The sequence below is a fragment of the Neobacillus sp. K501 genome, from assembly GCF_053749995.1.
In genome coordinates this window covers 612788-634435 of record NZ_JBSLYA010000002.1, presented here as the reverse complement: position 1 = coordinate 634435, position 21648 = coordinate 612788, and the positions used below count along the sequence as shown (strand labels likewise).

At 39.2% G+C, this 21648-nt stretch carries 19 protein-coding genes and 1 other annotated feature; of the genes, 13 read left to right on the top strand and 6 right to left on the bottom strand.

All coding sequences use genetic code 11. From position 1 onward, the window contains the following. Positions 1 to 159: 159 nt before the first annotated feature. Positions 160 to 1083 (bottom strand): nuclease-related domain-containing protein, encoded by a 924-nt coding sequence (locus tag ACWM35_RS07675; RefSeq protein ID WP_454817004.1) that lies wholly within the window; start codon positions 1081 to 1083, stop codon positions 160 to 162. Between the two features lie 163 nt (positions 1084 to 1246). On the opposite strand from ACWM35_RS07675, the gene ACWM35_RS07670 reads away from it, so the two are divergent. The 4 genes from ACWM35_RS07670 to ACWM35_RS07655 all read left to right on the top strand — a co-directional run bounded on the left by ACWM35_RS07670 (position 1247) and on the right by ACWM35_RS07655 (position 5889). Then, the gene (locus tag ACWM35_RS07670; RefSeq protein WP_454817002.1) at positions 1247 to 2431 is read left to right on the top strand and encodes an MDR family MFS transporter; all 1185 of its coding nucleotides are present in this window, start codon (positions 1247 to 1249) and stop codon (positions 2429 to 2431) included. Positions 2432 to 2564: 133 nt separating this feature from the next. Next, positions 2565 to 2787, top strand: a binding site (T-box leader). 43 nt (positions 2788 to 2830) lie between these two features. Continuing rightward, positions 2831 to 5248 (top strand): leucine--tRNA ligase, encoded by a 2418-nt coding sequence (leuS, locus tag ACWM35_RS07665; protein ID WP_454817000.1) that lies wholly within the window; start codon positions 2831 to 2833, stop codon positions 5246 to 5248. Positions 5249 to 5311: 63 nt separating this feature from the next. Beyond that, a complete protein-coding gene (locus ACWM35_RS07660; RefSeq protein WP_454816998.1) occupies positions 5312 to 5617 on the top strand; it encodes a rhodanese-like domain-containing protein in 306 nt (101 codons plus the stop codon). Positions 5618 to 5703: 86 nt separating this feature from the next. Continuing rightward, entirely contained in the window at positions 5704 to 5889 is a 186-nt protein-coding gene (locus ACWM35_RS07655) for a sporulation protein Cse60 (RefSeq protein ID WP_454816996.1), read from the top strand. A gap of 9 nt (positions 5890 to 5898) precedes the next feature. Here the strand turns inward: ACWM35_RS07655 and ACWM35_RS07650 are convergent, their stop codons facing one another. Continuing rightward, a complete protein-coding gene (locus ACWM35_RS07650; RefSeq protein WP_454816993.1) occupies positions 5899 to 7176 on the bottom strand; it encodes an NAD(P)/FAD-dependent oxidoreductase in 1278 nt (425 codons plus the stop codon). 219 nt (positions 7177 to 7395) lie between these two features. On the opposite strand from ACWM35_RS07650, the gene ACWM35_RS07645 reads away from it, so the two are divergent. After that, positions 7396 to 9018: a putative polysaccharide biosynthesis protein gene (locus ACWM35_RS07645; RefSeq protein WP_454816991.1), complete on the top strand. Its 1623-nt coding sequence runs from the start codon at positions 7396 to 7398 to the stop codon at positions 9016 to 9018. A gap of 24 nt (positions 9019 to 9042) precedes the next feature. Then, positions 9043 to 9762, top strand: a complete 720-nt coding sequence (locus ACWM35_RS07640) for a pseudouridine synthase (RefSeq protein ID WP_454816989.1) — start codon at positions 9043 to 9045, stop codon at positions 9760 to 9762. Positions 9763 to 9799: 37 nt separating this feature from the next. On the opposite strand, the gene ACWM35_RS07635 is transcribed toward ACWM35_RS07640, so the two are convergent. Further along, complete coding sequence (locus tag ACWM35_RS07635; RefSeq protein ID WP_454816987.1) at positions 9800 to 10246, bottom strand: Dps family protein; 447 nt, start codon at positions 10244 to 10246, stop codon at positions 9800 to 9802. Positions 10247 to 10440: 194 nt separating this feature from the next. Here ACWM35_RS07635 and speD point away from each other — a divergent pair, with 194 nt between their 5' ends. Both speD and ACWM35_RS07625 read left to right on the top strand, forming a co-directional pair. Further along, positions 10441 to 11256, top strand: coding sequence for an adenosylmethionine decarboxylase (gene speD, locus ACWM35_RS07630; RefSeq protein ID WP_454816985.1), 816 nt, complete (start codon positions 10441 to 10443; stop codon positions 11254 to 11256). Between the two features lie 154 nt (positions 11257 to 11410). Next, positions 11411 to 12133 carry an AAA family ATPase gene (locus tag ACWM35_RS07625; RefSeq protein ID WP_454816983.1) on the top strand — a complete coding sequence of 241 codons (723 nt, stop codon included), beginning with the start codon at positions 11411 to 11413 and terminating at the stop codon, positions 12131 to 12133. Positions 12134 to 12186: 53 nt separating this feature from the next. Here the strand turns inward: ACWM35_RS07625 and ACWM35_RS07620 are convergent, their stop codons facing one another. Next, positions 12187 to 13530 carry an amino acid permease gene (locus ACWM35_RS07620; RefSeq protein WP_454816981.1) on the bottom strand — a complete coding sequence of 448 codons (1344 nt, stop codon included), beginning with the start codon at positions 13528 to 13530 and terminating at the stop codon, positions 12187 to 12189. Positions 13531 to 13705: 175 nt separating this feature from the next. Beyond that, complete coding sequence (locus ACWM35_RS07615) at positions 13706 to 13927, bottom strand: DeoR family transcriptional regulator (RefSeq protein WP_173058944.1); 222 nt, start codon at positions 13925 to 13927, stop codon at positions 13706 to 13708. Between the two features lie 420 nt (positions 13928 to 14347). On the opposite strand from ACWM35_RS07615, the gene pepV reads away from it, so the two are divergent. Further along, positions 14348 to 15769 (top strand): dipeptidase PepV, encoded by a 1422-nt coding sequence (gene pepV, locus ACWM35_RS07610; protein ID WP_454816979.1) that lies wholly within the window; start codon positions 14348 to 14350, stop codon positions 15767 to 15769. 177 nt (positions 15770 to 15946) lie between these two features. Then, complete coding sequence (dat, locus tag ACWM35_RS07605) at positions 15947 to 16801, top strand: D-amino-acid transaminase (RefSeq protein WP_454816977.1); 855 nt, start codon at positions 15947 to 15949, stop codon at positions 16799 to 16801. Positions 16802 to 16842: 41 nt separating this feature from the next. On the opposite strand, the gene cysK is transcribed toward dat, so the two are convergent. Beyond that, the gene (cysK, locus tag ACWM35_RS07600; protein ID WP_454816975.1) at positions 16843 to 17775 is read right to left on the bottom strand and encodes a cysteine synthase A; all 933 of its coding nucleotides are present in this window, start codon (positions 17773 to 17775) and stop codon (positions 16843 to 16845) included. Positions 17776 to 17917: 142 nt separating this feature from the next. Between cysK and thpR the strand changes: the two genes are divergently transcribed. The 3 genes from thpR to pulA are packed head-to-tail and all read left to right on the top strand — an operon-like array spanning position 17918 to position 21630. Then, positions 17918 to 18484, top strand: coding sequence for an RNA 2',3'-cyclic phosphodiesterase (gene thpR / locus ACWM35_RS07595; protein ID WP_454816973.1), 567 nt, complete (start codon positions 17918 to 17920; stop codon positions 18482 to 18484). 34 nt (positions 18485 to 18518) lie between these two features. Next, on the top strand, positions 18519 to 19502 hold the full coding sequence (locus tag ACWM35_RS07590; protein ID WP_454816971.1) for a diacylglycerol/lipid kinase family protein: 984 nt from the start codon (positions 18519 to 18521) through the stop codon (positions 19500 to 19502). Continuing rightward, positions 19489 to 21630, top strand: coding sequence for a type I pullulanase (gene pulA / locus ACWM35_RS07585; RefSeq protein WP_454816969.1), 2142 nt, complete (start codon positions 19489 to 19491; stop codon positions 21628 to 21630). Before ACWM35_RS07590 ends, pulA begins: the two co-directional genes overlap by 14 nt. Positions 21631 to 21648: the final 18 nt, after the last annotated feature.

Here is a 21648-nt window from a genome sequence, read left to right as displayed (position 1 = left end):
GAAAAGAGCGATGAGCGGTAAACAGAGGAGGCATCTGATGCCCGAAAAGGAAGAAAAAAGGATGAACGGTAATCAGGGTGTGTAATAATTTCATATCCCGATTAGGTCGTCATCCAAAATAATTTGACCGTTTAGAAAATACTTTAGATATTTACGAATTTAATCTTTAACTTCCCGATATTCATAGTGTGAAGATGCGCTATGCCCCATTAACCTATAGTTCTTTAACAATATCCTCCTGATACTCTTTTTAGAAATAATCCCACCACACCATTCATATATCCCATTTGTAGTAATTCTTCGATCTGGAAACAGTAGTACAAACTCCTTCACATTTCGCAAAACTGCTTCATCTACCCCTTCTATCCAAGCACACTGATTACATAAAAGTTTATTATTATTAACCTTTGTAGAAAATGTGTAGCAATTTGGACAGACATTTCCATTTTTAAGGTCGTGATAACTATAAGGTGGTACTCGTGTATAGGGGGATTCTACGATGTGGAGTGAAGCTAGTTGATGTGCTAAATTATGGTATCGCTGATTTAGTTTTACCGGACGTGAGTTTAATTTTTTCAAAAAACGGTTTAATTGTGTTGTAAATACGATCGGTAAGTTAATGGTTGTAGTGTATAGGTGGAATTCGGGGTGATTGAAGACAAGATAGGATTCAATTGAATAATTACATCCAAGCCTCAGAAGTAGTTTTCGGAATAGGGTTTCACATCTTTCTAACTGATGCAGCGGGTTTTTCATGTTAAGATTCGTTTTGGTAAACCATTTTTCTCCTTCAAGATAATAGTCACCCTCATAATGTTTAACATCGAGTATGTACAATTTTTCATACGCTAGGATTAACGTATCAATTTGAAACTTGGAACCGTCATATTCGAGGAGTAAACCATGTAAAACAAGCCAATGGTCAGCAAGCCCTTTTAACCATTCATCACTTTTTAACTCTCCTTCGTATCCTTTTTGACGAACATTATAGTTGGCGTGATCATTTTCAGACAATTCCATTCGAACAAGTAACTGCTTGAAAATGAGTAAATCCAGTGGTTCTGGCCTTTCCTGAATAATCATACTACACAGCCTTTCTAATATTTTATTAAACACCAATATTATACTATGAAAACTTATCTAAAATATCAGCTAGCACCAAGAAAAATAGATTGCATGGAACCTTAAATCAGTCTACAATATCCTTTGGAACTCGAAATATTTTTATGTTAAAGGAGCGTTTTTCATGCCGCGTGCCTTATGGCTTTTGATCATTGGGATGGCAGTGAATGTAACTGGCTCTTCTTTTTTATGGCCATTGAATACCATCTATATTCACGATCATTTAGGTAAATCATTATCGATGGCAGGCGTTGTGTTGATGTTAAATGCAGGAGCCAGTGTGATTGGAAATCTTATTGGCGGCAGTCTTTTTGATAAAATAGGAGGATATAAATCTATTCTTCTAGGAATCTGTATTACGTTAGCAGCGCTTGTTGGTTTAACATTTTGGCATGGTTGGCCAGAATATATTGTTTTTCAAATTATTATCGGTTTTGGAACAGGAGTCATTTTTCCAGCTATGTATGCATTGGCTGGTTCGGTGTGGAAAGAAGGCGGACGGAAAGCCTTTAACGCCATCTATGTCGCCCAAAACCTTGGAGTCGCGATTGGTGCAGCTCTTGGAGGATTGGTTGCTGATTACTCATTCGATTTAATCTTCCTTGCGAATATGATCATGTATGTCGTTTTCTTGCTTATTGCTGTTTTTGGCTATCGCGGAATTTCTGTCGATTCTACGACACAAGCCACTAAGCAAGAAAATACAGCTATTGTGAAAAATCGATATAATCTGCAAGCTTTGCTTATTCTTTGCACCGGTTACTTACTCTGCTGGGTAGGCTACGTGCAATGGCAATCTACGATTGCTTCCTATACACAGGAGATTAATATTTCTTTAACCCAGTACAGTTTATTATGGACGATAAACGGTGCGCTAATTGTACTTGGGCAGCCGCTGTTAAATGGAGTGCTGAAACGGATGGCCACTTCCTTAAAGGTGCAAATCTTAATCGGGATTGCGATTTTTATTGTTGCTTTTCTCGTTGCAGGAAATGCTAGTGCCTTTTCAGGATTCCTTGTAGGGATGATTATTTTAACAATTGGTGAAATGTTCATTTGGCCGGCTGTTCCTACGATCGCTTTCGACCTAGCCCCAAAAGGCCGGGAAGGATTCTATCAAGGAATTGTAAACAGTACAGCCACTGGCGGCAGAATGATTGGACCATTGCTCGGAGGTATGCTCGTCGATCTATATAGCATGTCTGCGTTATTCTACGTTTTGATCGCGCTATTCGTCCTTTCGATAGGGACAACACTCATATATGATCGACGTATAAAACAAGAAAAACAGGTTGCGTTAAATATTTAATCGAAGCCGGTACCAAATGGTGCCGGTTTTAATATTATGTTTAAATAAAATTTTTTCAGGCAAAACTGCAGTTATGCTTGGTCACTTGCATATTGTATGAAAATTTAATACAATAACCGTAATACTTGTATAGTGAAAGACAGTGAGTAGGAGTAGTAATGATACATTCCCGCCTTTAGAGAGTTGACGGCTGGTGGAAGTCAACCGGGTAGATCATGAACTCGCCTATGAGTCGCAGGCATGAAATGTTAAGTAATGCTTGCCGTTCTCCGCGTTAAGGATAATGAAGCGAGTGTTTTTAACACTAATGTGGGTGGTACCGCGGGAGATACATAGATAATCCTCTCGTCCCTTTTTGGGATGAGGGGTTTTTTTAATTTTTTTTAGGAGGAAACTGAAATGAGTTTCGATCATCAGCAAATCGAGAAAAAGTGGCAGAAGTTTTGGGAAAATGAAAAGACATTTAAAACGAGTGAAGAATTCGAGAAAAGAAAATTCTACGCTCTAGATATGTTTCCATATCCATCAGGTGCAGGACTTCACGTGGGTCACCCTGAGGGCTATACCGCAACCGATATTCTTTCACGGATGAAACGGATGCAAGGTTACAATGTGCTGCATCCAATGGGCTGGGATGCATTCGGTCTGCCAGCAGAACAATATGCTTTAGACACTGGTAATGATCCAGCAGAATTTACGGAGCAAAATATTAATACGTTCCGCAGACAAATTAAATCTCTTGGTTTCTCTTATGACTGGGATCGTGAAGTAAATACAACAGATCCAGATTATTATAAATGGACACAATGGATCTTCTTAAAGTTATGGGAAAAAGGCCTTGCATACATCGATGAAGTAGCGGTGAACTGGTGCCCAGCATTAGGTACTGTTCTTGCCAACGAGGAAGTAATCGATGGTAAAAGTGAGCGCGGCGGCCATCCGGTAGAACGCCGTCCAATGAAGCAATGGATGTTGAAAATCACGGCTTACGGTGACCGATTACTTGAAGACTTAGAAGAATTAGATTGGCCAGAAAGCTTAAAGGAAATGCAGCGTAACTGGATCGGCCGTTCTGAAGGTGCGGAAGTAACCTTTAACATTGATGGACATGATGAAACTTTCACGGTATTCACTACTCGTCCAGATACATTATTCGGTGCAACATATGCAGTTCTTGCTCCTGAGCATTCATTTGTTGATAAAATTACGACTGCAGAGCAGCGAGAAGCTGTAAATGCATATTTGGATAAAGTGAAGTTGAAGAGTGATCTTGAACGGACAGATCTTGCAAAAGAAAAAACGGGCGTATTTACAGGAGCCTATGCCATCAATCCTGCTAATGGTGAAAAAATGCCAATCTGGATTGCGGACTATGTATTAGCAAGTTATGGTACAGGTGCAATCATGGCGGTTCCGGCACATGATGAGCGTGATTATGAATTTGCCAAAGAATTCGGTTTACCGATTAAAGCGGTAGTCGCAGGCGGCGATATCGAAAACGAAGCTTATACTGGCGACGGCGAGCACATTAACTCTGAGTTCTTAAATGGTTTAAATAAAGAAGAAGCGATTCAAAACATGATTGCCTGGTTAGAGGAAAAAGGTATTGGTACGAAGAAGGTTACGTTCCGTTTACGTGATTGGTTATTTAGCCGTCAGCGTTATTGGGGCGAGCCAATTCCAATTATTCATTGGGAAGATGGAACAATGACAGCGGTACCTGACGACCAGCTACCATTGACATTACCAAAAACAAAAGATATTAAACCTTCTGGTACTGGTGAGTCACCGCTTGCAAATATCGAAGAATGGGTAAATGTAGTGGATCCGGTAACTGGTAAAAAAGGCCGCCGTGAAACCAATACGATGCCACAATGGGCGGGCAGCTGCTGGTACTATTTACGTTATATCGATCCTAAAAATGATCAAGCACTGGCTGCACAGGAAAAATTAAATCACTGGCTTCCGGTTGATATCTACATTGGCGGTGCGGAGCACGCGGTACTTCATTTACTTTACGCACGTTTCTGGCATAAATTCTTGTATGATATCGGTGTAGTGCCAACGAAAGAGCCTTTCCAAAAGCTTTTCAACCAAGGTATGATTTTAGGCGAAGGCAATGAAAAAATGAGTAAATCTAAAGGAAATGTTGTCAACCCTGATGATATCGTTGCCAGCCATGGTGCCGACACTCTTCGTTTGTATGAAATGTTTATGGGACCACTTGACGCATCGATTGCTTGGTCTACAAATGGTTTAGACGGTTCCCGTCGTTTCTTAGATCGTATTTGGCGTTTATTGGTGGAAGAAAATGGGGAGTTAAATCCAAAAATCCAAGAGGATGAAGAAGCTTCTAACTTGGAAAAGGTTTATCACCAAACCGTCAAAAAGGTAACCGAGGATTACGAAGGCTTACGATTCAATACGGCGATTTCACAAATGATGGTATTTATTAACGAAGCGAATAAAGCCACGGTTCTTCCGATGCGTTATATGGAAGGGTTCGTTAAAATGCTTGCACCAGTAGCTCCTCATATCTCAGAAGAACTTTGGGAAAAGCTAGGACATAGCGGTACAATATCTTATGAAGCATGGCCAGCATATGATGAGGCTAAATTAGTGGATGATGAAGTAGAGATTGTTATTCAAGTGAACGGAAAAGTTAAGACTAAGTTGATGGTTCCTACTGATGCCAGTAAGGAAGCGCTAGAAGGTATTGCTATGGATGATGACCGTGTGAAGGAACAAATCGAAGGAAAAACGATTCGCAAAGTAATTACAGTTCCGGGTAAACTAGTGAATATCGTAGCAAATTAAAACTTAAGAAATGCCCCCTGTTCATAGGGGGCCATTTCTCTCTAAAAAGGGGATGGATTTACTATGGAAGAAATTAAAATAATTACTCCTGAGGAGCTCCAGAAGAAGCTTGAACAAGGGGAGAAACTGGAGCTTGTTGATGTTAGGGAAGACCATGAGGTGGCACAAGGAATGATTCCGGGTGCTAAGCATATTCGCATGGGGGATATTCCGGCAAACCTTGAATATTTTGATAAGGATAAAGAATATATCTTTATTTGCCGCTCCAGTGGCCGTAGCGGAAACGTCTGCCATTATTTACAAGATCAAGGCTATAAAGTCCGTAATATGACCGGTGGCATGCTTGAGTGGTCCGGAGAAACTAAGTAAACGATTCCTATATGGAGTCGTTTTTTTATTTTAAAAATTCAGTAAATTGGAAAGGATGGTAGTAAAAAGGAAAAGAGGAGATTCCGATGATTCAGGTAAAACTATTTGATCGTGAACATGAAAAGGATTTGGAGAAGGAAATGAATCGTTTTTTAAAGGGGCTGGATGAACAAAAATTACTCGATATTAAATACAATGTTGCTGCCCTGCCTGAGGACGAAGAGGAAGATCAAATCTATTGTTTTTCAGCCATGATCATTTACAGAGCCTGACAATAATTGTCAGGCCTGATAATGTTTTTTAGCCGAAAGAGCAGCATTAGTGCCTGCAAGTCTTCCTGTTACTAAAGCCGAGGTAATATTATAACCACCTGTGTAACCATGAATATCAAGGATCTCACCGCAAAAATATAATCCGCCCATTAATTTCGAGCCCATTGTTTGTGGCTCGATTTCTTTAACGGAAACGCCTCCACCTGTCACGAAAGCTTTTTCTAAAGGTAAAGTACCGTTGACCTTTATGAAAAACTGCTTGCAGCTTTTTGAGAAACTACGAATTTTCTCATTTGAAATGGTTGCTCCTTGTTCTGAAGGATCAATCTCATTAAATTCTAATAAAAACAAAAGATATCGTTCTGGAAGTAATCCCTTTAAAGTATTTTTAATACTTTTTTTCGGTTCACTTTTTACCAGCTTGATAATCTCTTGAAAAATTTCTTCTTCCTTCCGATCAGGAAGCGCATCGAGACTCATCAATACCTCTGGCAGCTTCGATTTTTTCAAAGCCTTCACGACAAATTGACTGCAGCGGAGAACAGCAGGCCCGCTTAAGCCAAAATGGGTAAATATCATATCCATTCGATGGGAGATAAGCGGTTTCCCCTTCGGGTTTAACACACTTAACTCGATATCCCTTAAGGAAAGACCTTGTAATGATTTATTTTTGATAAATGGCTCGTTGGAGGTGACAGGCACCTCAGTAGGGAATAGCTCAGTTATGGTGTGACCAGCCTTTTCTGCCCAGGAATAGCCATCACCGGTTGAACCAGTGTGTGGGACAGATTTTCCACCAACAGCGATGACTACTGCCTTTGCCCCGATTTTCGAACCGTTCTTCAATAATACTTCTGCAACCTGGCCATCTCTATAAATAACGTTTGCAACAGGGCTATTAGTAAATACCTTTACCTTTAGCTTTTCTAATTGGGTTAGTAACGCATCCACAACAGATTGAGCTTTATTGGAGACTGGAAACATTCGGCCATGGTCTTCCTCTTTTAGCTCAATACCTAATTTTTCAAAGAAGGCAATAATATCTTCGTTGCTGAAAATCGAAAAGGCGCTATATAGAAACTTACCGTTCCCAGGTAAATGTTTAATAATTTCTTCAATAGGGAGGCGATTGGTCACATTGCAGCGCCCGCCACCAGAAATGGCGAGTTTTCGCCCAAGCTTGTCTCCTTTATCAATTAACAGCACCTTTGCTCCTTTTTCCCCGGCAGCAATCGCCGCCATTAAACCTGATGGCCCACCGCCAATCACAACTACATCAAATTCCATTGATCCACCAACTTTATGTATATTGATAACACTTCATTATAACCATTTCCCATCCATCTTAAAAGAAAACGAGCGTCAACAATTTTTAATGAAATTCACTAAGTTGTGAGTAGCATCGCAAGGGAAAGAGAGGTAAACTACTAATAGTGTGCAAAAAAGGTCGAATAACCTTGTTCATATGCGCACGAACTTTCTTCAGATAGAAGGGATCCTGATTTTATGTCGTCGAAGCTTATAAGAGGAACATTTATCTTAACCTTGGGTACGATTCTTTCCAAAGTACTTGGCCTACTCTATGTTATTCCTTTTTATCAAATCGTAGGCTCTGAGGGAACGGTACTATATCAATATTCTTACATACCTTATACAATTTTTATCAGCATCGCAACGGCTGGGGTGCCGCTTGCGGTTTCAAAATTCATTTCAAAATATAACGCTCTTGAAGAATACGCAGTAGGCCGAAAATTATTTAAGTCCGGTTTGCTAATTATGCTTTTAACAGGGATTGCTTCTTTTGTATTCTTGTATTTATCGGCTCCAATAATGGCTGATATGGTCATACCCGATGATAAAGGTAATGAAAGCAACATAGAAGATATCACCACCGTCATCCGGGCGGTAAGTTTTGCCTTAATTGTTGTCCCTTTTATGAGTTTGATTCGTGGGTTCTTCCAAGGACACCAATCAATGGGGCCATCGGCCGTATCACAAGTAGTGGAGCAAATTGTTCGAATTGCTTTCACCCTTGGCGGTGCATTTATTGTTGTTCAATTCCTAAATGGAAGTATTGTAACTGCGGTAAGTGTTGCAACATTCGCAGCGTTTGTGGGAGCAATAGGGAGCTTGGTCGTATTATTTTGGTACTGGTTTAAACGTAAACCGCATCTTGATCAGTTGTTGGAGCACGATAAAGGGACTGTAAATGTGTCACTGGGGGAAATGTATAAAGAAATTTTCGTTTATGCCGCTCCGTTTGTATTCGTAGGGATTGCCAACTCATTATTCCAACTGATTGACCAATTCACCTTTACAAGGGCGATGACAGAGCTGGGACATAGTTTAAAAGCATCCCAAGCAGCTTTTTCCATCATGAACTTTGAATCACACAAAATTGTCATCATTCCGGTATCGCTTGCAACTGGTTTCTCCCTGGCGCTTGTTCCAAGTATCACCAAGGCCTTTGTGGAAAATGACCGAAAAGGTTTAAATCTGCAGCTAAACCAAGCATTCCAAGTATTGCTGTACTTAACACTGCCAGCAGCAATTGGTCTCTCGTTATTAGCCGAGCCGGTCTACACCGTGTTTTATGAGCACAAAATACTTGGAACCGAAGTTCTTCAAGTTTATGCGCCCGTGGCAATTTTATTTGCTTTGTATTTGGTGACAGCTTCGATACTCCAAGGAATCAATGAACAGCGTTATACGGTTTTAAGTTTGTTAGTTGGATTATTAATAAAATTATCCCTAAATATCCCGCTCATAAAAATGTTTGAAACAAAGGGTGCCGTATTAGCAACAGCACTCGGGTATTTAGCAGCGATATTAATCCAATTCTTTGTAATCAAAAAATATGCAAGCTATCCATTCTTATTTGTGTGGAGAAGAAGCTTGTTAATTGTGATCTTTGGTGCGCTAATGTGGGCAGGTACGAGCATCGTGTACAAACTGCTGTTAATGTTCCTTTCACCGGAGTCCAAATTTCAATCAATCATGATTATTGTAATTTGTGCCGCAGTAGGGGCAGTTATCTATTTTTACCTAGGATTAAAATCGGGACTTGTTAACAAACTATTTGGTGATAGAGTGGACCGAATAAAGAAAAAGTTAAGATTGCCAATTTAATCTCCTAGAAAAGGAGTGCTTATTTTGCGAATAGACAAAATGTTAGCCAATCTCGGCTATGGAAGCCGGAAAGAAGTGAAACAGCTTTTAAAAAGTGGTGCGGTTAAGGTTGACGATGTTGTCGTAAAAGATGCGAAGCAGCATGTCGATACAAATAACCAATCCGTCACATTAAATGGAGAAGTGATTGAATATAAGGAATTTATCTATTTGATGATGAACAAGCCACAAGGTGTTTTGTCTGCGACCGAGGACAGCGTCGGAGAGACGGTGATCGATTTATTGGAACTCGAGGATCAAGTGTACGAGCCTTTCCCAGTTGGACGGTTAGATAAGGATACAGAGGGATTATTACTTATTACAAATGATGGCCAATTAGCTCATCGGTTGCTTTCACCGAAAAAGCATGTTCCAAAAACTTATTTTGCAGTGATTGATGGTGAAGTTACGGAAGAGGATATTACGGCGTTTTCAAAAGGGGTAACACTTGATGACGGTTATGAAACGAAGCCTGGAGATTTAATAATCCTAAAGTCCGGTATCCGTTCAGACATTGAACTGACCATCACCGAAGGAAAATTTCATCAGGTGAAAAGAATGTTTCAAGCTGTTGGAAAAAGGGTTGTCTATTTAAAGCGGATTTCAATGGGGCCTTTACCACTTGACGAAACATTAGAGCTTGGAGAATATAGAGAATTAACGGAAGAGGAAGTAGAGTTATTAAAGGAGTATCAAGTGAAATAACTTGTAAAAGGACAAGGCATCATGCCTTGTCCTTTTACTATGCAGCTAAGAAAGAATTTAACATCCAGTTATGTTTCTCTAGTTTTTCAATTAAGTCCTCGAACATCCCGCTAGTAATTTCATCTTCATTTTGTTCCGCAACTGCCATTCCTATTTTTAATTCAGCAATAATAAGTGAGAAATCATTGATAATGGTTTGTACCATTTCTTCAGACGTTAATACATCAGTAGACTCTTCAATCGTTGCGAATTGAATATATTCTCTCAATGTGGAGATAGGTTTCCCGCCGATACTAAGTAAACGTTCAGCCAATTCATCAATCGTTTCTGCGGCTTCATCATATAACTCTTCAAATTTAGCATGTAAGGTAAAGAAATGTGGCCCCTTTACATACCAGTGATAACGGTGAAGCTTTGTATATAACATATTCCAGTTTGCAATTTGTAGATTTGTTACCTCTTCTAAAGTCATTGTTTTTGTCATGATTCATACCTCCAATTTCTTATCTGTTTTAATTATAACATATATTATTTTAAAGTAAATACTAAATTATAATAATTATAAATAAACTCCAAACTAGAGCTATTCAAATACGATTATTTGATGTTCATTTCAGAAAAATAAGTAACAATTAATAAAAATGGGTAATCTAAAGATATTTACAGAGTAAGGGGGAAATGATCATCAAACTTTCACATGAGCATGTTATTGAATTACATGGATTTAATAACCTAACCAAGTCATTAAGTTTTAATATGTATGATATTTGCTATACGCGAACAAGAGAAGAGCGAGAAGCTTACGTAAAATATATTGATGAGCAATACAGCGCAGACAGATTGCAAAAAATTTTAACCCATGTGTCGGATATTATTGGGGCGCATGTATTAAATGTAGCGAGTCAGGATTTTGAACCAGCGGGTGCGAGCGTCACACTGTTGGTTTCAGAGGGTCCTGTTGTCAATGCCCCATCGGAGTCTTTTGAGGAGTCACCTGGGCCATTGCCAGAGTCCGTTGTTATGCAGTTAGATAAAAGTCATATCACGGTTCATACTTATCCCGAATACCATCCCGATGAAGGAATCAGTACATTTAGGGCAGATATTGATGTCTCGACATGTGGAGAGATTTCACCGCTTAAAGCTCTGCATTATCTTATTCGAGCGTTTGAGACTGACGTGATGACAATTGATTACCGTGTGCGTGGTTTTACGAGAAATAAGGATGGGTACAAGCTCTTTATTGATCACGAAATAAGCTCGATTCAGAATTATATTCCAGACGATGTTGGTGAACTTTTTGATATGATTGATGTGAATGTCTATCAGGAGAATATTTTTCATACAAAGTGTAAGCTTCGCGAATTTGATTTAAATAACTATTTATTTGGTTATACAAAAGAAAAATTATCTCCTGAAGAACATATTGAAATTACTGAAAGGCTAAAGCTAGAAATGGATGAAATTTTTTATGGGAAGAATATTGTTCAATAAATGACGATCATCATCTTAGCCTTCATCTATCGAATTGTCACCAAAAGGAAAGTGCGCAGCTTTACAAAAAAGTAAAGCTGTTTTTTTGTTTAATCGAATGTGGCAAATCGTGTAAAATGGGGATGAGCAGCAAAAAACTTAAGCGGAGGTATGTATGTTCTTACGGAAAGTTTCATTATTAAAAGAACGGCTCCCAATTAACGAAAGCTATCCCTTTACGATTCCCTCAGTAAAAAGTCTAAATGAATTAGAGTTTACTAGTAATGTTACTTTCTTTGTCGGCGAAAATGGATCGGGAAAGTCAACTTTATTGGAGGCAATCGCAGATAAATGTGATTTTAATACGGCTGGTGGAAGCAGGAATAATAATTATGAGGTGTATGATTCTGGTTCGGAACTAAGTGAATACATAAGGCTTTCCTGGTTGCCAAAAGTAACAAATGGATTCTTTTTACGGGCAGAATCGTTTTACCATTTTGCGACGCATCTGGAAGAAGTCGATATGACAGGGTTTAGAGATTATGGTGGAAAATCCCTATTAAAACAATCCCATGGTGAGTCATTCCTGTCATTATTTGTGAATCGGTTTAACGGAGAAGCGATTTATCTGTTAGATGAACCAGAAGCAGCACTATCCCCGGCAAGACAATTATCCCTCTTGAAAATTATTCATGACTTAGCCTCTATAGGAGATGCCCAGTTCATTATTGCGACACATTCACCGATCCTATTGGGATATCCAGAAGCACAAATCTATAGCTTTGATGATGGAGAAATATCACTAATTGATTATGAAGAAACGGATCACTATACCATCACCAAATACTTCCTTGAAAATCGAAAAAGATTTCTTCACGAGCTTTTTCGAGAAGATTGAGTTTGTTCCAACAAAAAAACAGGTCACATAGAACGTTCTATGTGACCTGTTTGCTATTTTTTAATCCCTTTTCGTACGGAAAAGGATAATAGGATAAGTATACCTATTGTAACCAGACTGGTTGAAGTGCCGATGAGATTATTAGGATTCAGCATAAAACCAATAAAGATAAGACTCAAAGCGACAATCGCAATAATCGTTGTAACGGGGAACCATTTTACCGTAAACGACGGTTTCACTTTATATTGTGGTCTAAGCTTTAATTGAGCCGCACAAATTCCAATCCAAACGATCATTATCGTAAAGCCGGGGATCGTCATTAGATAACTAATAACTTGTCCAGGAGTCAAGTACGCTAAGAAAACGCCAATGAGTAAACAGATGGTAGTTATCAATAGACCTGTAAGTGGTATCCCAGCTTTTGTTGTTTTCATTAACTGCTTAGGAGCAACCCCACTTTTCGCCATTGAAAACAGTGTTCTCGATGTTGCATAAATACCTGAATTGGCAGCCGAAAGAACTGCGGTTAATAAGACAAAATTCATCACATGAGCAGCCCCTGGGAGCCCTGCAATGCTAAACACTTGGACAAACGGACTATCTACACCTGTAACTTGATTCCAAGGCATAATTCCGCAAATAATCAAAATTGGGAAGATGTAGAAAATAATAACACGCCATACTGCCCCTTTTACAATGCTTGGCATGACACGCTCAGCATCTTTTGTTTCTGTAGCTGCCACCCCAATTAATTCAGCCCCGCCATAGGAAAACATGACGACTAAGAATGCACTTAACATTCCACTGATACCATGCGGGAAAAATCCTCCATTTCCCGTATAGTTTTGAAGGGGATTTTCGATATTACTTGGAAATAGCCCGAATATAATCAATGCTCCCAATATAATAAATGCCGTTAATGCTAGGATTTTAATACTGGCAAACCAAAACTCCAGTTCCCCATAGTATTTGACATCAACCAAATTAATCGCGATGATTCCAATTGCACAAATAAGACTCAGAAGCCATAACGGCATGGTTGGATACCAAAATTGCAAAAAGCTCCCGGCAGCCAGTAATTCTACAATGATCACAATGGTCCAGTTGATCCAATAGAGCCAGCCTGTGATAAACGAAACCTGAAAGCCAAACGCTTTATGAAGGAGGAGCTGTACATTGTTGTTGGGGAAGGCAATCGCCATTTCTCCTAATGCAGCCATAACGATAAATAATAATAGTCCTCCGATTAGATAGGTAATCACAACACTGGGACCGGCTATGTTTAACGTATCGGAACTACCTTTAAAAATACCCGTGCCTATCATTCCAGCCAACGCCATAAATTGAACATGTCGTGGTAATAACCCTTTTTTTAAATCCTGATTGTTATGTTTCATGATGAGCCTGCCCTTATTAAAATTCTTCTCTACTTAAACGCTTTTAAGTACTAAAGCGCTATCCTACTATAACATAGTTTTATAGATTATTAAACCTTACAAAAAAAATAAAAGCAACCAAGCACGTGATTAGGATCACATGCTTGGTTGCTGAATTTATCTTTAGACATTTTGTTTACGATGACATTTTTACTTTCTTTTCCGTTGTTGTCCATTTTCCGCGGCTTGGGCTTATTACCAAGTCATTATAGGCTAAGACATTTAAATCTCGTTGTATGGTGCGAGGAGTGATACCAAATTCCTCTACAAGTTCTTGCGTCGTGACAGTCCCGTTATTACGAATAAACATGTAGATGCATTTGATGCGGTTTAACATCCGGTTAGTCGAAGGTTTCAAAGAACCACTCCCTATCCTTTTTTCAAACCTATGGCTTAATCCCTCTACCGACAGCCTGTTTCATTGATATGTAGTTTTTTTTCCGCAGACAACTCCTTTTCATGGATCGTTGTAGTGGATACTGGGATGTCATACAACTATTTACATTGTACCCACAATATCTGAAAATTTCCACCATTAGAGTAAATTTTACAAAAAAATTACATTAATAATCGATTCTGCCGGATAACTCCACCTCCCTTTTTGTATTCTCACTATAGTCTATGGGCGGTACTGTTAGGTTTATGATATTTTTTTGAATTTTTTGTATTTTTATCGAAATCGACTTCTATTAAAAATTTTAAGTTTTTATAAAGAAAATTGCTAAGATATTTGCAATAATGATATTGTCTTACCATAAAGGTTAGGAGGAATTGACAATTGACTAAAATAAATTGGATGAGTGAAGTGGAAAAACGAAAATTGGCACTCATTAAAGATACACAGGAATTGCTACATATAAAAAGTCTATTAGACGAAGAAAACACAACTCCTGATGCCCCATTAGGACAGGGGGTAAAAGACGCCCTGGATTTTATGTTAAACCTCGGCGAAAAGGATGGCTTTACACCAAAGAATGTTGGAAATGTCGCAGGACATCTTGAATTTGGAGAAGGAAAAGAGCTGCTCGGGATTCTCTGCCATGTAGATGTTGTTCCTGAGGGTGACGGCTGGACAAGCGATCCTTATAGTGCAGAAATTCGTGATGGAAAAATCTATGCTCGCGGAGCTCTCGATGATAAAGGGCCGACAATGGCAGCTTACTATGCAATGAAAATTGTAAAGGAGCTTGGATTGCCATTAAAGAAGCGGGTGCGAATGATTATTGGAACTGATGAAGAAAGCAATTGGCGCTGTGTGGAGCATTATTTCCAGCAGGAAGAAATGCCAACTTTAGGTTTCGCACCGGATGCAGACTTCCCAATTATAAATGCTGAAAAAGGTATTGCTGATTTTGATATGGTTCAGAAGCTTTCAGGTCATGGCTCTTCTGAAGCCAATGTAGAGGTCGTAAATTTTGTTTCCGGAAAAAGATATAATATGGTACCAGATTTTGCAAAAGCCGTCCTATTGGTCAATGATAAGCAAACAGATATCGTTCAGCGCTTTGCGGAATTTTTGAAGAAACATGATATTGAAGGTAGATCCTTTGTTGAAAACGGCGAGTTAGTTCTTGAAGTGATTGGAGTTTCTGCTCACGGTATGGAGCCTAAGAAAGGAATAAATGCCGGTCTATTTTTAGCAGAATTCATCTCAAAGTTAAGCTTAAATTCAGAAGCTGAACAATACTTTCAATTTGTCTCCCGCTACTTCTTCAACGATTCAAGGGGAGTAAATTTAGGGGTTGACTATACGGATGAGATTTCTGGAGAATTAACCATTAATGCTGGAAAACTAGCTTTTACAAAAGGTGATGGCGGCAGTATTGGCATGACTTGCAGATATCCAGTAACAAATAATATGGAAATAACGAAAGCTAAATTGGATGTTCTTTTAGAAAAAGAGGGTTTTGCCATTGAAAACTTCTCGGATTCTAAACCACATCATGTTGATGAAAAGGAATTTCTCATTCAAACCTTAAAGAAGGTTTATGAAGAACAAACAGGGGAAAAGGCAGAATTGATTGCAATCGGTGGAGGAACCTATGCACGTTCTTTAAAGGCCGGAGTGGCCTTTGGCCCACTATTCCCTGGCAGACCAGACATTGCCCATCAAAAGGATGAATATATGTATATCGAGGACTTATTGAGGGCAACGGCTATTTATGCTCAAGCTATTTTTGAACTCGCTCAATCTGAATAAGAAAAGCGCAAGGCGCCCGCTTATCGGCGACAAGCAGAAGACGAGCCGGCTGGAAGGTTGTTCTTTAACCATCCGGACGGATTGGCTTCTGACCTCGAGCCGATGGCGCCTGGAGCTGGACAATTCTCAAAGACGAATTTTACAGATTCTTATCTTTTAAAAAAGGGGAACGTATGCATGGGCTTTGCTTTATTAAACGGGGAGATTATCGAGCGTTCGAATGCGAAGGTTGATATTGAAGACCGCGGATACCAGTTTGGCGATGGGGTCTATGAAGTGATTCGGGTCTATAATGGGAAAATGTTTACTGCAGATCTGCATTTGAATCGCTTTGTTAAAAGTGCAAGCAGTATTGGAATTACACTTCCCTATTCATTGACAGATTTAATGGAACTGCTTAATGAGCTTCTTGTGAAAAATAATCTTCAATTCGGGAATATTTATATGCAGATTACAAGGGGTGTGGCTCCGAGAAATCATCCATTTCCAGTTGGAAACGTAACACCGACACTTGTTGCTTATACCATTAATGGGTTGCGGCCGCTGGAAAGCTTGAAGGCTGGAGTGAAAACGATTCTAACAGAGGATATTCGTTGGCTGCGCTGCGACATTAAGAGCTTAAATTTATTAGCTAATTTATTGGCGAAACAAAAAGCTACTGAAGCAGGCTGTTACGAAGCAATCCAGCATCGTGGGCAAGACGTTACGGAAGGCAGTTCTTCTAATATTTTTATTGTGAAAAATGGTACGATCATTACTCATGAATCGGATCAGCTTATTTTGAAGGGAATTACTAAGGATGTGATCCTTGACATCTGTGAGAAAAATAATTTTTCAGTTGAGGAGCGAACATTTTCGTTAGAAGAACTTGAACTTGCTGATGAAGTTTTCCTCTCCAGTACGACTTCTGAGGTTATGCCGATTATTGAAATTGACGGAAAAAAAGTCTCGGATGGAGTTCCAGGTCCATTAACAAGAAAGCTACAAGAATTGTTTGAACAAGAAATAGAGTCTCAATGTGGACACATTTAAAATGAAAAAAGTGCGGCTGATAAACATCTGCCGCACTTTTCTTATTCAAATTGAAAGACATCACTGGATAAGTATCTTTCTCCTGTATCACAGGCGATGCAAATCACAATTTCATCAGGAGAGTATTGCTTAGCTATTTCTAATGCTGCATTACAAGCAGCTCCTGAAGATGGACCAACAAGAATCCCTTCTTCACGAGCGAGCCTCCTTGTAATCTCATATGCATCTTCATCAGATATTTGATGGATTTTATCGTACACAGCTTGATTCAAGATATTTGGTATGAATCCAGGGCTTGTTCCAACCAATTTATGTTTTCCTGGCTTTCCGCCCGATAATACGGGAGAACCCTTTGGCTCTACAACATGAACCGTGAGTTGCTCAAATTCCTCTTTTAACCTTTCACCAGTACCTGTAATCGTCCCTCCGGTTCCTGCTGTAGCCACAAACGCAGCCAGAGGTTTCCCGATCTCTTTAACCGCCTCGATAATCTCAATCGCAGTAGAAGCTCGGTGCGCGTCCGGATTTGCATGATTATCAAACTGCATCGGAATAAAACTATCTGGAATCGATGACGCTAATTCTTCCGCTTTTTTTATCGCTCCCGGCATTTTTTCATCACCTGGTGTAAGGACGACCTCTGCTCCGTATGCTTTTAATAAGTTAATCCGTTCCTGCGTCATCGTATCAGGCATGACGAGAATAGCTTTATAGCCACGTGCTGCGGCATTCATTGCAAGGCCGATCCCTGTATTTCCACTCGTTGGCTCAATGATGGTTGCCCCTTTTTTCAGTTTTCCGGTCTTTTCTGCTTCGATAATCATGTTAAAAGCTGCCCGATCCTTTACACTTTTGCTAGGATTTATATATTCAAGCTTTAAATAAACGGATGCTCCATGTGGTGATGCTAAGCGATTTAATTTCACAATCGGTGTATCGCCGATTAATTCCGCAATATTGGTTACAACCTTCATATTTGACCTTCTTTCTGTTCATTTCATTAAATCTATTTTAATGAAATTACCTCTCAAAGTAAAAAGTATGATTCAACCTCCCATGGAGAAATTACTTACAAGAAATAAAAAATCGATTAAAATAAAAAGGATGAACGAATCTATGAACCTTCAAACCCATTTTTTCTATGCAGTCAAAATTCCTGAAGAAATAAAACGGACGATGCAGGAGAATTGTGAAAAACTAAAAGAAATTCTCCCTTTTAGCCGCTGGGTCCATTACCAAGATTTACATATCACACTTGCGTTTTTAGGTAATGCTCCTACGGAAAGATTAGTGGCTGCGGATCATTTCGTTCGTGAAGCAATCCATGGATTTAGAGCATTTGAATTACAAATTCATAACCTTGGAATTTTCGGAAAGGAAGATTCGCCACGGATTTTTTGGGCGGATACAAAAGAAAGCAATGAGCTCGGATTGCTAAGAAAAAAGGTGTTCACGGCTTGCGGACAGGCAGGATTTATCCTTGAAACAAGAACCTTTCGCCCCCATATAACACTTGCAAGGAAGTGGGCAGGGGGGAATCCATTTCATAAGGACTTACTTGCAATTTGGAAGGAAGTCCAGAGCGAACCGCTCACTTTCACTGCGAGCGAAGTGGTTTTATATCAAACACATCTTGAAAAAACACCAAAGTACGAAGCTAAAACAGTCTACACCTTAATATAAATCTAGAAAGAAAATAAATATAAAGGTTGGTCATATGAAACAAATCTATTTTATTATCAATCCGCAAGCGAGAAATGGCTATAGTTTGAAAATATGGAAAAAGGTTGAGGAGAAACTTTCTGGCGATAAGATCCCCTATTTGGCCTTTTTTACGGAATATCCTGGCCATGCTAAGAAGCTTTCGGCACAAATTGCTGGAAGTAATCAACTAGAAAAGCTTGTCATAGCAGTAGGTGGTGACGGCACGGTTCATGAGGTCATGAATGGAATGGTGAATAGCAGGCATGTAACACTTGGAGTTATTCCAGGTGGGTCTGGTAATGATTTTTCTAGAGGATTTCTTATTTCTTCTGACCCAGAAGAGGCAGTAACGGTCATTCTCCGCCTCATGAACCATGAAGCGACTTTGATTGATATTGGCAAGGTTACCATGAAAGATCTTTCAGAAAAATATTTTATTAATAATATGGGGGCAGGCTTTGATGCCTTAGTATCCCATGCAGTAAACCAATCAAGAATGAAAGCCTTCCTCAATAAGCTTGGCTTGGGGAGATTGGTATACGTCTATTTTTTACTCAAAAAATTATTTACCTATCAATGTACGACAATTGATTTATTAATTGACGGGAAAAAGCATATATTTGAAGATACTTGGTTTGTCACTGTTTCCAATCAGCCCTACTATGGCGGGGGGATGAAGATCGCGCCTGATGCAAAGCCGGACGATGGGAAATTAGATATTACCATTGTCCATCAATTATCAAAGCTTAAGCTATTATTGGTTTTTATTAGCGTATTTTGGGGGAAACATATTTATTTTAAAGAGGTGAAAACCTTTAAAGGTGTAACCGCATCCATTCATTCCTCCTCTGCATTATATGTACATGCAGATGGTGAAACCATTGGATTTACTCCATTAGACATACAGGTCGTGACGAAAAACCTCCATGTATTAACGAGAATAAGAAGGAATGAGGAATCTACTCAGAAGGTGAGGGATTGGAATGATAACGGGTGATCGAAAGTTCTTTGCCTATTTAGATGAAATGTTAATCATTACCATTCTAATGCCGCTTTCCTATCATCATGGTGTATCATCCTCTTTTACGATCGTTAATGAATCTCAAAGTAAGCGATTGAAGATTTTAGAGAAATTAACAATAGAGAATAATATGAAATATGTTTGCCAGCTTACGGAGGAAATCCAGTTTGGCAAGACGTATTGGATATATGATGAACACGGCGGCAAAACAGATTTACAAACAGGTGCTGTTATTCGGACAAAAGCATTTGATGAAAAGTTTTATTATGATGGCGATGACCTTGGTGTGAAGTGTGACGACGGGCAAACAGTATTCAAGCTATGGGCTCCCACGGCTACGTCAGTAAAAGTAAAATTGCGATCTCATAAAAGTTCTTTTTCAGAAATCGTGAAGTTGAAAAGAGAGGGTCAAGGGGTCTGGTCACTCGTCTTTCATTTGGATTTAGAGTATTACCAATATTCTTATCTTGTTCTTGTGAATCAGGAATGGCGTGAAGCTGTAGATCCCTATGCATCAGCAGTTACGGCCAATGGTGAGTTTGGGGTGATTGTCAAGCTTGAGAAAACAAGGATGGAAAAAATACAATTACCTCCATTCGAACATCCAGTAGATGCCATCATCTATGAAACACATCTCCGTGATTTCTCGATTCATCCAAATAGCGGTATTCACAATAAAGGACTTTATCTAGGCGCAGGTGAGCTCAATACTAAAAATGAAAGCGCAATAACGGGACTATCCTATTTAAAAGATTTAGGGATTACCCATATTGAATTTCTCCCCTTCAATGATTTTGCTGGTGTCGATGAATTAGACAGAGGTAAAGAATATAACTGGGGCTATAATCCACTTCATTTTAATGCTCCTGAAGGTAGTTATTCATCAGACCCAACGGATCCTTATATAAGAATTATCGAACTAAAGCAATTAATAAATCAAATTCACCGTCAAGGTTTAAGAGTGATCATGGATGTGGTCTATAACCATGTTTATATTCGTGAGGATTCTCCATTTGAAAAAATTGTCCCTGGATATTATTTCCGTCACAATGAGTTTGGTTTGCCATCAAACGGAACAGGGGTTGGAAACGATATTGCCTCTGAAAGGAAAATGACCAGAAAATACATTATAGATTCTATACGTTTTTGGATGGAAGAATATCAAGTTGATGGTTTTCGTTTCGATTTAATGGGGATTTTAGACGTAGAAACAATGCGGGAGGTAAGAAAAACCTGTGACAGCATCTCAAACAGCACCCTGATTATTGGTGAGGGATGGAACCTTAATACCCCGCTACCGATTGATCAAAAGGCTATTATTCGGAACCAAGCTAAGCTCCCTGGAATAGGACAATTTAATGACCGTTTTCGGGATTTTATTAAAGGTAATTCGTTTAACCTATATGATAAGGGTTATGCATTTGGCAATGACCATTATTATGCCTCGGCTGTTGAGGCAATCGCTGGCAGTATTGGTTTTGAAAAAAAAGAAAACCATCTCCTTAATGAGCCTTCCCAATCTGTCAATTATGTTGAATGTCATGATAATCACACGATGTGGGATAAATTAACGGCCTGTATGCAGGAAGCTGATGAGAAGCTGCGAATGAAATATCACCGGCTGGCAACGGCGATTGTGGTCTTGTCGCAGGGGATTCCCTTTCTCCACAGTGGTCAAGAATTCTTTCGAACAAAGATGGGTGAGGGGAATAGCTATCGATCCTCTGATGTGATAAACCAGTTGGATTGGGATAGAAGAAAGCAATATGCTAATAATGTAGATTATCTTAAAGGAATTATTCTCATTCGAAAATCACTAGCCTGTTTTCGAATGAGAACAGCTGATGATATTCGGGTAAACATGCGAACCTTACCACTACCTGTTCCACTTATAGGTTTTTCCTATAAAAATCATAATGACGATATCCAAGAAGTACTTTTATTCATTAATCCTCTAAATAAAAAGCAAGTGATAAAACTTCCTGAAGGCAAATGGGAGGTCCTTGCAGACCATCAAACTGCCGGTATTTCTTCAATAAATGGCTATCACGAGCAGGCAATTTTCATGGAGCCTGTTTGTTTAAATGTTTTAGTAAAAAAATAGTTTTCTTCAGATGTACTT

Excerpts from the sequence above, each read along its gene's own strand:
- ACWM35_RS07675 (WP_454817004.1), bottom strand. The coding sequence starts at position 1,083 with ATGATTATTCAGGAAAGGCCAGAACCACTGGATTTACTCATTTTCAAG.
- ACWM35_RS07670 (WP_454817002.1), top strand. The coding sequence starts at position 1,247 with ATGCCGCGTGCCTTATGGCTTTTGATCATTGGGATGGCAGTGAATGTA.
- leuS (WP_454817000.1), top strand. The coding sequence starts at position 2,831 with ATGAGTTTCGATCATCAGCAAATCGAGAAAAAGTGGCAGAAGTTTTGG.
- ACWM35_RS07660 (WP_454816998.1), top strand. The coding sequence starts at position 5,312 with ATGGAAGAAATTAAAATAATTACTCCTGAGGAGCTCCAGAAGAAGCTT.
- ACWM35_RS07655 (WP_454816996.1), top strand. The coding sequence starts at position 5,704 with ATGATTCAGGTAAAACTATTTGATCGTGAACATGAAAAGGATTTGGAG.
- ACWM35_RS07650 (WP_454816993.1), bottom strand. The coding sequence starts at position 7,176 with ATGGAATTTGATGTAGTTGTGATTGGCGGTGGGCCATCAGGTTTAATG.
- ACWM35_RS07645 (WP_454816991.1), top strand. The coding sequence starts at position 7,396 with ATGTCGTCGAAGCTTATAAGAGGAACATTTATCTTAACCTTGGGTACG.
- ACWM35_RS07635 (WP_454816987.1), bottom strand. The coding sequence starts at position 10,246 with ATGACAAAAACAATGACTTTAGAAGAGGTAACAAATCTACAAATTGCA.
- speD (WP_454816985.1), top strand. The coding sequence starts at position 10,441 with ATGATCATCAAACTTTCACATGAGCATGTTATTGAATTACATGGATTT.
- ACWM35_RS07625 (WP_454816983.1), top strand. The coding sequence starts at position 11,411 with ATGTTCTTACGGAAAGTTTCATTATTAAAAGAACGGCTCCCAATTAAC.
- ACWM35_RS07620 (WP_454816981.1), bottom strand. The coding sequence starts at position 13,530 with ATGAAACATAACAATCAGGATTTAAAAAAAGGGTTATTACCACGACAT.
- dat (WP_454816977.1), top strand. The coding sequence starts at position 15,947 with ATGGGCTTTGCTTTATTAAACGGGGAGATTATCGAGCGTTCGAATGCG.
- cysK (WP_454816975.1), bottom strand. The coding sequence starts at position 17,775 with ATGAAGGTTGTAACCAATATTGCGGAATTAATCGGCGATACACCGATT.
- thpR (WP_454816973.1), top strand. The coding sequence starts at position 17,918 with ATGAACCTTCAAACCCATTTTTTCTATGCAGTCAAAATTCCTGAAGAA.
- ACWM35_RS07590 (WP_454816971.1), top strand. The coding sequence starts at position 18,519 with ATGAAACAAATCTATTTTATTATCAATCCGCAAGCGAGAAATGGCTAT.
- pulA (WP_454816969.1), top strand. The coding sequence starts at position 19,489 with ATGATAACGGGTGATCGAAAGTTCTTTGCCTATTTAGATGAAATGTTA.